This is a genomic window from Bacillus sp. FJAT-26390, from assembly GCF_001682865.1.
In the GTDB taxonomy this organism is placed as follows: Bacteria; Bacillota; Bacilli; order Paenibacillales; family Paenibacillaceae; genus Pristimantibacillus.
On the sequence record NZ_MAQX01000022.1, the window covers coordinates 740,265 to 753,092 of the forward strand.

The window sequence follows — 12,828 nt, forward strand, 5'->3', positions numbered from 1 at the left end:
TGACCATATCATCTGATATTGGAGGAATGGCAATGGATTTTGCTCACAACAAGAAAAAAGAGCCAAACAATGGCGATTGGGCTATCGAAGCGCGCGGACTCGTTAAAGCTTTTGGCAGCTTTCGCGCGGTGGATGGCGTAGATTTGAACGTGCGCGCAGGCTCGATCTACGGCGTGCTTGGTCCAAATGGAGCGGGTAAGACGACTACGATTAGAATGCTGGCAACCTTGCTAAGGCCGGATGCGGGTTCGGCGCGAATCTTTGGACATGATGTGTTGAAGGAGGCGCAGATTGTCCGTCAACTGATCGGGGTGACCGGTCAGTATGCTTCGGTCGACGAGTCGCTTAGCGCTACCGAGAACCTGATCATTTTCTCACGGCTGCTAGGTCTGGGACGTGCAGAGGCGCGGAAAAAAGCAGGGGAGCTGCTTGAGGAATTTGGTTTGACGGAGGCGGCAAAACGGCCGCTCAAAAATTTCTCCGGCGGCATGCGCCGTAGGCTCGATCTGGCAGCAAGCCTTATTGCACAGCCGCCGCTTCTTTTTCTGGATGAACCAACGACGGGGCTGGATCCGCGAACGCGCGCGCAGATGTGGGACACGATCCGCCGGTTGGTGAAGACGGGGTCAACTGTACTGCTAACAACGCAGTATCTCGAAGAGGCTGACCAACTTGCAGACCGGATTGCGGTTATCGATCATGGGCGAGTCGTCGCCGAGGGCACTTCGGATGAACTGAAAGCGTCAGTCGGTTCCTCGTCGCTGCATTTGAGACTCCAAAATCCACAGGATATCGAGGCCGCCCGTAAAACAGTTGAACAGGTGCTTCGAATTCAGGCTAATGTGCTGGACGAAGAAGGGAAGCTTACTGCGCCGATTGTGAACGTTGACCGAGTCACAGATCTGCTTAACGCCCTCCGCGAAGCGGGAATTCACTTGACCGAGATGAGTGTGCAGAAGCCGACCCTCGATGAGGTGTTTCTAAACATTACAGGCACTGGTGTTAAGGAGGATGCGATACTGGCGTCTGATGAATCGAATCAGAAAGAGGTGGCTAGCGTATGAGCAGTCCTACAGTGAGAACGGTTGCCGATCGCAAGCTGAAAAACTACACGAGCTTCGGCCAGACGATACGAAACTCGTTGACAATGGCCTATCGGGGTTTGCTTAAAATTCGGCGTACGCCTGAGCAATTGTTCGATGTAACGCTTCAGCCGATCATCTTCACCTTAATGTTTACTTATATTTTTGGCGGCGCCATCTCAGGCGACGTGGTGAGCTATTTGCCTGTCATCATTCCGGGCATTCTCGTGCAGACTGTGATCACAACCTCAATCGTCACCGGCGTCCAATTGCGTGAGGATATGGATAAAGGGGTGTTCGACCGATTCAAGTCACTGCCTATCGCGCGAATAGCTCCGCTCGCGGGAGCTTTGCTTGCAGACACCGTCCGGTATACCATTGCGACTGTTCTTACCTTTACGATGGGGTATATTATGGGCTACCGGCCCGATGGAGGGCTCGGCAGCGTCGCCATCGCTGCGCTTCTAGTCATTATCTGCTCCTGGTCGATAAGCTGGATTTTTGCTTTCTTTGGCGTCATTGCGCGTACGGCCTCAAGCGTGCAGGGTATCTCGATGCTTGTGCTGTTTCCGCTTACGTTTCTGTCCAACGCCTTCGTGCCGGTTGATACGATGCCGAACTGGCTTCAATGGTTTGTTAACGTCAATCCGATCTCGCATCTCGTCACCGCCGTCCGAGAACTTGCCAACACAGGAACTGTAGGCTGGGATCTTGGCATCTCACTCATCGGAGCTGCTGTCATTGTGGCGGTCTTTGCACCTATTACGGTGCGCGCCTATATGCGCCGGACATAGTGTTGCTAAAGATTCACAGCTATCTTCAGCCTACCGAATGCCTGTAGCGGTTCGGACTTAAGCCAACATGCTTTTTGAACAAATTACAGAAGTAGGAGCTGTTCGTCAGTCCGATCGCTTGTCCCACTTCCTGAATGGATAGGTCGCTCATCTTAAGGAGCCAGCAGGCTTGGCGGATGCGGCGGGCGGTCAAATATTCGGTAATGCTCGTGCCCGCTTTTTGCCGGAAGGCTGCCGATACATGATTGGGAGTCAAATGGATGTCATCGGCGAGCTGTCTCAGATCAAACTCATCCATATAATGCTGCTCAACCCAGCCCATTACCCGCTCAGCTATGGAGGAACTCCGCAGCTGCAGCGGGTCTTTGCGCTGCTGCGGGGCTTCGAATGGCTTTAGCTGATGCAGGAGCGAAATGAGGAATAGCATTTCCTCCTCCAGTTGAAGCTCCGGCTGTGTATTCGCGATGCGCTCGCGATAGCTATCGAACAAGCTGAGGAAAGCTTCTTGCGGCAAGCCTTCAAATACTTGCGCTTGCTCCAGAGGCTCCTTCCATAGCCGGTGGAAAAACGAGCGCAGTGAAGCGAAAGGAGCAAGATACTCATCAAGCTTGGAAGGCTCGAAGACGAATAACGATCGGATATAGCGGGATCCCGGCCCGAGCTTCAATTGTATGCGATGCAGCTGGAAGGGACGGAAAAAGAAGAGGCAGCCCGGAGCCAGCTTGACGATCTGCTGATTGACGATAACTTGGCTGTTTCCCTCATGTACATATAACAGCTCCATCCCTTGATGGGCATGGTAGACTTCAACGAATTCATCGGTTCGATCCTTTAGGAAAGAAAGCTGGACAGGGTGGCTGTACAAATTCATATAATTTAAAATTCTCATCTCATACGCTCCCGTTAAATCGTAATATAGCAACATTTTATCATAAGAGCGCAAAACTAGTGTCGTTCTTTTTTTGCTACTATAAAAGAAAGAATATTGAAGTATAAGTCAACAAGCTTCCTAACTTTCATGAAAAAATGTTTCTGCCTTATTAAAATTCGGGAATAAAGCGAGGAGATGGGAAATGGGTACTTTGTTATCGCAGAACAGTCGAATAAAGCAGGAGGAGCTTCATTCGCTTTGGCAAGCTCTGCAGCAAAAAGTGGATCGGATGATTGGGCAGCTGGGGGACAAGTCGCCGCATGTTGCGCCTCAAGATACCGGCATCTATGACGATATGCGCCTCGATTGGTGGACGGCAGGATTTTGGCCGGGCATTCTTTGGATCATGCATGACATGACGGGCAAGGAGCATTACAAGGAAGCGGCTTGGGAGTGGGACGGCAGATTTGAACGTAAAATGATGGAGGACAACAACTTCCACCATGACGTCGGTTTTCAGTTTTTGCCTTCGGCGATTATGAAATACAAGGTGACGGGTGATCAAGACGGCAAACGCCGCGGCTTGGCCGCAGCGAATTTCCTAGCTGGCCGTTTTAATCTGGCGGGGGGCTTCCTGCGTGCATGGAACCAAGAAAAGACGGGCTGGTCGATCATCGATTCGGCAATGAACTTGTCCGTCTTATTCTGGGCGGCCGAGGAGATTGGCGATCCGCGTTTTGCCCATATTGGCAGAACGCATGCAGATACGATAATTAAGCACTTTATTCGCGAAGACGGATCGGTTAATCATATCGTAAGCTTTGATCCATCGTCAGGCGAAGTCATTGAATCGTTAGGCGGGCAAGGCGCGGGACCGGACTCCGCTTGGAGCCGCGGGGCCGCTTGGGCGCTGCACGGTTTGGCAAATGTATATCGCTATACGGGCGATAAAAAATATCTATATGCGTCGCAGCGGGTCGCGCATTATTTTATGGCGATGCTTCCAGCCGACAGCATCCCGCATTGGGATTTTCGCGCGGCAGAGTCGCTCGGCGAAGAGCCGCGTGATACTTCGGCCGCTGCATGCGCGGCTTCGGGGTTAATCGAGCTGGCGGAAGCGCTGCCCGAGATACAGGCCCGTCCATATCGCGAAGCGGCTGAGCGGATCTTGCAATCGCTTACTACTAGCTATGGCACTTGGGACCGCCCTGAGCATGAGGCCATCCTGCTGCAAGGAACGGGGAATAAGCCGGCAAACTCCAATATTAACGTCTCGCTTATTTATGGAGACTATTACTATATCGAAGCGGTCGCCAAGCTGATGGGTTGGAAGCGCCGTATTTTTTAATAGACGAAGCACAATTGATCAAACGTAGAGGTGAACGATGAAAACATTGAATCTAACCAATTGCTGGGAACATTACCGAGGCTGCCTAGGCGGGGTGTTTGAAGTATGGCGGGAAGATAAGCTAAAGCAGACGATCTATCATCTTCCTTGGGAAATGGTGAGTCTTCCGCATTGCTTTAACGAATATGATTCGGTTGATCCGGATGTCAAATATTATCAGGGGCAGGGCTGGTATCGAACAAGACTTGATGTGAGCAGCCCCTACCCGGATGGGAGGACGCTGCTGCGGTTCGAAGGTGCGGGGCAAAGAGCTGCCGTCTACGTCGGTACAGAAGAAGTAGGGAAGCATATTGGCGGCTATGATGAATTTAGGATCGACATTACCGATGCTGCGCTGCGTGCCAAAAGCATTCCTTATTTTAACGGGCAAGTGCCGATCGCAGTCATGACCGACAACAGCCGCGATCTTCAGACGATTCCATCGGACATCAGCGATTTTAATCTGTACGGGGGCTTGTATCGCGGCGTGCATCTCGCATATGTGCCGAGCGTATCGCTGGACCGCGTGCATATATCGGTTAAGACGGATTCGCGGGAAAAAGCTACGGTCCAAATACAAGCAAGGCTTTACAATCCGCAGCAAAAGCAGTCGCCGCTTCACTTGGCCGGAGTCGTTCGCGACCCTTCTGGAAATGAGGTAAAGCGGTTCGCCATTGAAGCATTGCCATGGGAAGGCATGCAGGAGTGCGCGGCGCTCGAGCTTCGCTTGCCTTCCTTATGGAGTCCCGAGCATCCCTCCCTATACACTTGCGAGATTAGACTCGAGAGTATTCATGGCATTGACGAAGCTGTTGAAAGGTTTGGCGTCCGGTTCTATGAATTTGTAGAAAAAGGACCCTTCCTGCTGAACGGTACAAGGCTGCTCATTCAGGGAACGCATCGGCATGACGATCATGCGGGAGTAGCCGCTGCCATGACAGACGACATGGTCCGAGAAGAGCTTGCGCTGATCAAGGATATGGGGGTTAACTTTCTGCGGCTAGGCCACTATCAGCAGTCGAAATTGGTGCTGGACCTATGCGACGAGCTTGGCATTCTAGTATGGGAAGAAATCCCTTGGTGCCGCGGCGGTCTAGGCGATGATGATTACAAGCGCCAATGCCGTGACATGCTTGGGGCGATGATCGAGCAGCATTACAATCATCCGTCGGTAATCATTTGGGGACTCGGCAACGAGAACGATTGGGAAGGCGACTTTGACTATTTCGATCAGGAGCAAATCCGTGTTTTCATGAAGGAGCTGCATGATCTTGCCCATGAGCGCGATCCGCATCGGGTAACGGGCATTAGGCGCTGCGAGTTTTGCAAGGACATCGTCGATGTTTATTCGCCTTCGATATGGGCCGGCTGGTACAGAGGCATTTATCCCAAATACGAGGACTACAGCCGCCACGGTTTCGAGCATACAAGCCGCTTCATCCATATGGAATGGGGGGCTGACGCGATGGCGGGCAGGCATGCCGAGCAGCCATACACCGGATTTCAAACGATTTCAGCGGAAGCGACTGCGGAGGAGCGTGACGGCGACTTCTTAATGACTGGCGGAGACCCGCGCGTGTCGGCAGACGGCGATTGGTCAGAGACCTACTTTTGCGATTTGATCGATTGGCATTTGAAGACGCAGGAGAAAATGGACTGGCTGACAGGAACGGCGCAATGGGTATTCAAAGATTTCTCTACGCCGCTCAGGCCGGATAATCCGGTACCATACGTCAACCAAAAAGGTGTTGTCGAGCGTGATTTGACGAAAAAAGAGGCATATTATGTTTTCCAATCCTACTGGAGCGATAAGCCGATGGTTCGTATTTACGGTCATTCATGGTCGACAAGGTGGGGAGGAATTGGCGAGAGGAAGAAGGTGCGTATCTACTCCAATTGCCAAACAGCAGAGCTGTTTATAAACGGTAAGAGCTGCGGCAGGAAAAATCGTGATTCGCAAAGCTTTCCTTGCGCGGGTCTAAGCTGGGATATTGTTTTTCAGAGTGGCGTTAACACACTGCGAGTCGTGGCGGAAAAGGACGGCGTTACGGTATCGGATGAACTGCAATTCGATTACCAAACGGAGCGTTGGACGGAGCCGGCTTCCTTGCGGATGACCGCAAAGAAGCTTCCGCAAGGAACGGTGCTCCTAGAGGTCGAAGCATTCGATAGCAAAGATCGGTTTTGTCCCGACGCTGCCAACTTTATCCGGTTCTCGCTCGCTGGCGAAGGCAGGCTGATCGACAATCTCGGGACAACCCGCGGAAGCAGATATGTCCAGCTGGCGAATGGGAGAGCGTCGATTCAAGCGGAATATGCCGAAGGCGGCGTTGCGTCTGTTTGCATCATATCGGAAGGATTGAAAGGCGCGGGCTTAGTATTGTAACAAGGTGGGTAAGCGTCGTCCGAACGTAGAAAAGGAGTGGAATATATGATCGATACGAGGCTGGATTGGTCATCCTTCTTAGGCAGGCATGATCTGACTTGGTCGGTAAAGCCTGTTTCCTGGGATCAAGGCGCCTTTATCGGCAACGGCTGGCTTGGCGCTATGGTTTACGGCGAGGAACACCGTTTGAAACGAAATGTTCTTCGATTCGTGCTAGGGCGAACAGATGTGACGGCAAGACGTCCGGATGGTGGGTTTTCTCCCCGTGTGCCGATTGGCGAATTGCATTTGGAGCTGGCAGGATGGATTTATCAGCCGACCAGTATGCGGCTTCATTTATGGGATGCGGAGCTTAAGGCGGAAATTACGACGACCGCTGGAGCCGTCAAGCTAAGAGCCATCGCGCATAGCCGCGAAATGGTCATGGCGGTGGAGCTGGAGACGTCGGAAGGTGAAGGCAGCGCAGCCTTCCGGTGGTATCCCTATTCGGAGGTTGATCCGATTCTGCACAATGCGGACGGCCGCAATCTGAATCAATATATTCCGGAAGAGGAAGTTACAAGGTCAGTCAAGAACGGCATCGAGATCGCCCTAACCGCATTCAAGCCCGATGGGACAGGCGGCTGCGCGGCTGCCTGGGCCGAGATAGAGCTGGATGGAGCTTCAACGGGATTTGATAGACGGCGCATTATTTATTTGTCGGTCATGAACGGCGCGGATGAAACCTCAGCGGAGCATGCAAGGGAAGCGGTAAACGGTGCACGTCGGCAGCCATGGGATGCGTGGGTTTCGCAGCATCGCAGCTGGTGGCATGCTTATTATCCGCAAAGCTTCCTTTCGATTCCCGACACGCAGCTGGAGGGCTTCTATTGGATTCAAATGTATAAGCTCGCATCGGCGACACGGTCAGACGGCATGATGATCGACAATCAGGGACCTTGGCTTACTTCATCGCCTTGGCCGGGCGTTTGGTTCAACATGAACGTGCAGATGTCTTACTCTCCCGTCTATGCGTCTAATCGGTTAGAGCTTGGCATGTCGCTGGTCAAAGCATTCCGGGAGCAATCTGATCAATTGGCCTTGAATGTACCCGAGGAGTACCGACAGGATTCAGCGGGTCTCGGACGGAGCTGCAGCTACGATCTGGTTAGCCCCGTCGATGACGAGAAGGGGAACCTGCTGTGGGTATGCCATAATCTGTGGCGCCAATACCGGTATTCGATGGATGCGGATTTGCTGAAGGAACTGGTGTATCCGCTGCTGCGTCGGGCTGTACGCTTCCATATGCGATTGCTGGCGGAAGGTGAGGACGGCCTGTTACATTTGCCGCCGACTATTTCACCGGAATACGGCTCATTCCTGCAGTTGACGGTGCCGGACGCTCATTATGATCTCGCACTGCTCGAATGGGGAATCCGCACGCTGCTGCGCATAAGCGAACCGTCAGAGCGTGACGGGATTGCAGAAGCAACGGGGCTAGGTGCCGAGCGGCAGGAGTGGACGGAAACGCTAGGGCGTCTCGCTCCTCTTCCCGTGGACGGGACCGGTTACATGATCGGCCGGGGACAGCCTCTAGCGTTCGGGCATCGGCACTTCAGCCATTTGATGGCCGCTTTTCCTTTGCATACTGCGAATATGGACTCAGAGGAAGAGAGGGCACTCATACATCGCTCGCTTCGCCACTGGTTTTCGAGGGAAGGAGACTTGCGCGGCTTTACGTTCACGGGAGCGTCTTCCATTGCGGCAACAATCGGTCTAGGAGACGAAGCGCACGCTTACCTGAAATCGCTGCTCCATATATTGAAACCAAACACGATGTACAAGGAGGCCGGACCGGTTATCGAGTCGCCTCTCGCGGGCGCGGAAGCCGTACATGATATGCTGCTGCAGAGCTGGGGGGAATGGATTCGCGTTTTTCCGGCGCTGCCCGGCACTTGGAAGGAAGCAGCCTTACATGACCTGCGCGCAGAGGGAGCTTTCCTTGTCAGCGCGGTACGCTCGAGCGGAAAGACGTCGTGGATTCGGGTCAAAAGCTTGGCCGGAATGCCTTGTCGTCTAATAACTGATATGACTGACGGGGCAAGCGTAACGGCAAGCGGTGGAGCGAAGGCGATTCCGCTAGGGGACGGGCGATTTGAATTAGTGCTGGCAGAAGGAGAAGAGATTGTATTGTCTGGAGAGGATGGCGTGGGCAATCCGGCTTTGGAAAACGGGGACAGTTTGCCGAAGATTCGCCCTGTAGCGGCAGAGCCGCATTTATGCGGGTACTTCGGAGGCTTCAAGCCGTGGAGGCTGCACGGAATCCCAATCTGGACTGCCGAGTAAATTTGTTGCGAGGGGAGCTTGTACAAGGTGCTGACGATGGATACGCTTTGCGAATGGCGAACGGATCTGGAAGAAGTAAAGGCGAAGGCTGACCGCTCGCTTGAAGCGCCATTGATCGGCATTACGGAATGCCGATCGGCGTTAAGCCCAGGCGGCAAGCACGATTATTACTCCAATGGCGATTATTGGTGGCCTAATCCGGTTACGCCAAACGGGTTGCCATACGTCCGAAGGGATGGCGAATCGTACCCAGGGGCATTCACCGCGCATCGCGAAGCGCTTCGCGAAATGCGGACGCATACGGCCAATCTTGCGGCGGGTTACGCGGTTTCAGGCCGTCGTATTTACGCGGACAAAGCGGCGGCGTTTCTTCGCTATTTTTTCCTGGATGCATCGACCCGCATGAACCCGCATCTCCGATATGCCCAGGCGATTCCTGGCGTTTGCCCGGGGCGTGGCTTTGGCATCATTGATACGCTTCATCTAATCGATGTCCCTGCTGCGGCGGAAGTGATTGAAGCGGCAGGGGCGCTCTCAGAACGTGAAGGGTTATTGCTGAGAAGGTGGTTTGCGGATTATCTTGAATGGATGCTGACGCATCCTTACGGTTTGGAAGAACGGGATGCATCGAACAACCATGCGGTATGCTGGACCGTGCAAGCAGCCGCATTCGCATCGTATACGGGCAATGCTGCCGTGATGGCCATGTGCAGGGAGCGTTACAAACGTATTTTGCTGCCCTCGCAAATGGCGGCAGACGGCAGCTTCCCGCTCGAGCTGGCACGCACGAAGCCATACGGCTATTCGATATTTGTGCTCGACAATATGGCAACGCTTTGTCAATTGCTGTCCACGCCGGATGATGATTTATGGCGTTTCCGTCTTCCGGATGGGAGGGGTATTCGGCTCGGTCTTGATTATTTGTATCCTTATCTGGCGAATAAGCCGAGTTGGCCGCTCCCGCCCGACATCGAGCATTTCGAAAGTTGGCCGGTACGGATGTCCTTCATGCTTTATGCGGGACTTGCCTTTCAAGATGTGCGTTACTTGGATTTATGGCTAACCTTGGCTCCTGATTCAACAGTTCCGGAAATCCGCCGGAACACGGCGACCCGTCAACCTATGCTCTGGTTAATGCAGACGTAATAGATGAATTTGTAAAGAGAGGACTGTAGTTCCGTTATATTAGCGTTTTGACCATGTAGGCGTAACAAGCGGACAGGAGATCCTTTATTTCCATTTAAACGGGGTTTAATTGCTTTTCTGAAGTGATTAACGGAACCTGAGTCCGCGAACTGCACAATAATCGTTGATATAGAAAAAATAAAGGATTCTCTGTCCGCCGAAGATCTCATTTACACCATCGACCCATGCCTGATTAGTTCCAATCGCAGATTGTGGAGGAGCAAACGAGGGGACCTCATAACTCACTGTTAGGTGGGGAAGAGGTCCTTTTTTTATATGCAAAATTTAAAACTAAACGGGGGATAAAAAAACGCAATTGGGCTGGTACAAGACTAGGCGCTGCATACGGCAGGTGAAAACAAGAAGGGTGTCGAATACAAAAAAATGTTACAGAAGCTACAGCATTGGTCGGGGGGTTCAAGGTGAGTTATGGCTATAATCAAGTTCCGTACGCGCAGCATCATCATTACTTGGCTAATTTCATACATATCTGTCCTGTTAGTCCCGATTATTATTAGCGGAATTATATATGCGGCGACCTGGCATGTAGTAGCGTCGGAGGTTAACCGGGCCAATGAATCTCTTCTTAATCAGATGGAGCAAGCGATTGACAGCAATCTTCTGGATATTGAACGGCTAAGCACGGAAATGACGTTAAGCAATCGGCTTGCCGGTTTTCTTGACGTTGAAGCCCCTATCCAAGATCCTGATTATTACACGCTGACCGGAATTGCAAAGGACTTGCGCATCTATAAAATGGCTAACGACTACATAGAAGAGATCTATGTCTATTATAAAAACAGCGATACGGTCATTTCCTCGCGGGAGCATCTGGACAGTCAAAGGCTGTTCGAAATGATGCATACCGATGGGATGGACAAAAACAGATGGACAGCGATTTTCGGCAAACGGTATACGAATGAATATGTGCCGATCACTTATAGGGAAGATGGACAAGCATCGAAGGCCGTCATGTACGCCCGCTCGCTTACCCTCGATAATTCGGAGCAGGAGGGCGCCGTCTTATTGTTTATTATTAAGGATTCCAGTTTGCTCGCGAATATATCATCCAGCAACAAAGCTTCCATCGTTATACTCGATAAGGAAAACCGTTTGATCGCTTCGACCGGCAATGCATACGGCTCCGCTGATTTTACGAATGAGAAATTAAAGGGCACAAGCGGGATGTTCTATCAAGGCACAGGAAAACAAAAAATAGCCGTTTCCTATACGGTTTCCGGAAAAACGGGCTGGAAATATATATCGCTCATTCCGGCTAACCTATTTGACGAGAAAATGAAGCTCGTAAAAAATTTAATCTATATCAGCCTCATTCTCAGCCTTCTCTTAGGTGGAATTGTTACTTATTTATTCTTAAAACGGAACTACAACCCGATGAATACGCTGATTCGAAGTCTAGTCACGCGTTCGGGCATTTCCTTCGAGGCAGGCTCGAATGAGTTCGGTTATTTAAAAACGCTGCTCGATGATACTTTTGCAGAGAAAGAAAAGATTGGGGAACGATTTGAGCGGCATCGAAATTCGATTCGCTCCCATTTTCTTCAAGGGCTGTTGAAGGGGCAGCTTGATGGGCATATGCCGATGCAGGAGTCGCTTGAGGTTCATGCGATTACGCTCGCTTCTAACCGATTTGCTGCCTTGCTGTTCTCCGTCGATCATTACGGTAAATTTGAAGTGTCAGGCCTCATCGATCTTCCGAAGGCAAAGCTGGTGCACTTTCTTGTGATGAACGTGGCCGAAGAAGTGGTGGAAGGCAGTCATCAGGCCTACACGACCGAGATCGACAACCTGCAAGCCTGCATTATCAATTTCAAGGAATACCGCGATGACGACGAATTAATGGCTATAGCGGAGCGGGTTAAAGTGTTTATGCGCGATCAATTCGATGTTCATCTGACGGTTGCGGTCAGCAATGTTCATGAGCAGCTGGAAGGGATCGCTTTGGCCTATCAGGAGGCAATGACTGCGCTTGAGTACCGCCTAGTCATGGGAAGCGGAGAAATTATTCGGTACGGCGACCTGTCGGAAGCAACCCGGGAATCTAGGAGCTATTATTATCCGCTGCATATTGAGCAGCAATTGATCAATCTAATCAAAACAGGCGACTATGATAAAGCGAAGGCGATGCTCGACGAGATTGTAGAAATCAATATATCGGGCGCCGCGATATCGGTTCCGCTTGCCAAATGCCTCCTATTTGATTTAATCAGCACGATTCTCAAAACCTTGAGCGAAATCGGATCAAGCGATAAAAGAGACTTGATGGATCAGATTAATCCGGTGGATCAATTGTTCGCCTGCGAGACGATAAAGGAAATGCAGGTCCAAATCGGCGAAGTTCTAAAGCAAGTATGCGACTCCATTCAGGATGAGAAAATCAGCGAAAACAGCCGGCTCAGTCAACAGGTCATCGCTTATGTGGAGCAGCGCTACAGCTCCGATGATTTGAATATTACCGCACTGGGTGAAGCCTTCGATCTGACCCCTTCCTATCTGTCGAAGCAGTTCAAAGCACAGACGGGAGAGGCGCTTCTTGAGTTCATTAACAAAACGCGCATCGGAGGCGCCAAGCAGCTACTACGGACGACCTCCCTAACCGTAACGGAAATAGCCAGAGCGGTGGGATACTCGGACATTAATACCTTCAATCGAATATTCAAAAAATATGAAGGCATTACCCCGGGCAAATATAAGGATATGTTGTAAAATTGAAAAACGGCTTCGCCCTTTGAACAGAGGCGGCAAAGCCGTTTTTACTTGTCATTTGGCGAATTGCA

At 51.5% G+C, this 12,828-nt stretch carries 8 protein-coding genes; 7 read left to right on the forward strand and 1 reads right to left on the reverse strand.

Annotated elements, in window-relative coordinates:
* The first annotated feature begins 32 nt into the window (after window positions 1–32).
* Both A7975_RS20235 and A7975_RS20240 read left to right on the forward strand, forming a co-directional pair.
* On the forward strand, window positions 33–1,064 hold the full coding sequence (locus A7975_RS20235) for an ATP-binding cassette domain-containing protein (RefSeq protein ID WP_065386277.1): 1,032 nt from the start codon (window positions 33–35) through the stop codon (window positions 1,062–1,064).
* Window positions 1,061–1,876 carry an ABC transporter permease gene (locus A7975_RS20240; RefSeq protein WP_053375048.1) on the forward strand — a complete coding sequence of 272 codons (816 nt, stop codon included), beginning with the start codon at window positions 1,061–1,063 and terminating at the stop codon, window positions 1,874–1,876. The genes A7975_RS20235 and A7975_RS20240 overlap by 4 nt, the downstream gene beginning before the upstream one ends.
* A gap of 25 nt (window positions 1,877–1,901) precedes the next feature.
* Here A7975_RS20240 and A7975_RS20245 read toward each other — a convergent pair whose 3' ends face one another.
* Entirely contained in the window at window positions 1,902–2,765 is an 864-nt protein-coding gene (locus tag A7975_RS20245) for an AraC family transcriptional regulator (RefSeq protein ID WP_065386278.1), read from the reverse strand.
* A gap of 184 nt (window positions 2,766–2,949) precedes the next feature.
* Between A7975_RS20245 and A7975_RS20250 the strand changes: the two genes are divergently transcribed.
* The 5 genes from A7975_RS20250 (at window position 2,950) to A7975_RS20270 (ending at window position 12,757) form a co-directional block, all read left to right on the forward strand.
* Window positions 2,950–4,095, forward strand: coding sequence for a glycoside hydrolase family 88 protein (locus A7975_RS20250; protein WP_065386279.1), 1,146 nt, complete (start codon window positions 2,950–2,952; stop codon window positions 4,093–4,095).
* Between the two features lie 37 nt (window positions 4,096–4,132).
* A complete protein-coding gene (locus A7975_RS20255; RefSeq protein WP_065386280.1) occupies window positions 4,133–6,520 on the forward strand; it encodes a glycoside hydrolase family 2 TIM barrel-domain containing protein in 2,388 nt (795 codons plus the stop codon).
* 45 nt (window positions 6,521–6,565) lie between these two features.
* Window positions 6,566–8,845: a glycosyl hydrolase family 95 catalytic domain-containing protein gene (locus tag A7975_RS20260; protein WP_065386281.1), complete on the forward strand. Its 2,280-nt coding sequence runs from the start codon at window positions 6,566–6,568 to the stop codon at window positions 8,843–8,845.
* Window positions 8,846–8,881: 36 nt separating this feature from the next.
* On the forward strand, window positions 8,882–9,991 hold the full coding sequence (locus tag A7975_RS20265; protein WP_141680374.1) for an alginate lyase family protein: 1,110 nt from the start codon (window positions 8,882–8,884) through the stop codon (window positions 9,989–9,991).
* 468 nt (window positions 9,992–10,459) lie between these two features.
* On the forward strand, window positions 10,460–12,757 hold the full coding sequence (locus A7975_RS20270) for a helix-turn-helix domain-containing protein (RefSeq protein WP_065386283.1): 2,298 nt from the start codon (window positions 10,460–10,462) through the stop codon (window positions 12,755–12,757).
* The last annotated feature ends 71 nt before the right edge of the window (window positions 12,758–12,828 follow it).

Bases quoted from the DNA above. Each gene is read 5' to 3' on its own strand.
- A7975_RS20250 (WP_065386279.1), top strand. From the start codon at position 2,950: ATGGGTACTTTGTTATCGCAGAACAGTCGAATAAAGCAGGAGGAGCTT.
- A7975_RS20265 (WP_141680374.1), top strand. From the start codon at position 8,882: ATGGATACGCTTTGCGAATGGCGAACGGATCTGGAAGAAGTAAAGGCG.
- A7975_RS20245 (WP_065386278.1), bottom strand. From the start codon at position 2,765: ATGAGAATTTTAAATTATATGAATTTGTACAGCCACCCTGTCCAGCTT.
- A7975_RS20270 (WP_065386283.1), top strand. From the start codon at position 10,460: ATGGCTATAATCAAGTTCCGTACGCGCAGCATCATCATTACTTGGCTA.
- A7975_RS20240 (WP_053375048.1), top strand. From the start codon at position 1,061: ATGAGCAGTCCTACAGTGAGAACGGTTGCCGATCGCAAGCTGAAAAAC.
- A7975_RS20235 (WP_065386277.1), top strand. From the start codon at position 33: ATGGATTTTGCTCACAACAAGAAAAAAGAGCCAAACAATGGCGATTGG.
- A7975_RS20260 (WP_065386281.1), top strand. From the start codon at position 6,566: ATGATCGATACGAGGCTGGATTGGTCATCCTTCTTAGGCAGGCATGAT.
- A7975_RS20255 (WP_065386280.1), top strand. From the start codon at position 4,133: ATGAAAACATTGAATCTAACCAATTGCTGGGAACATTACCGAGGCTGC.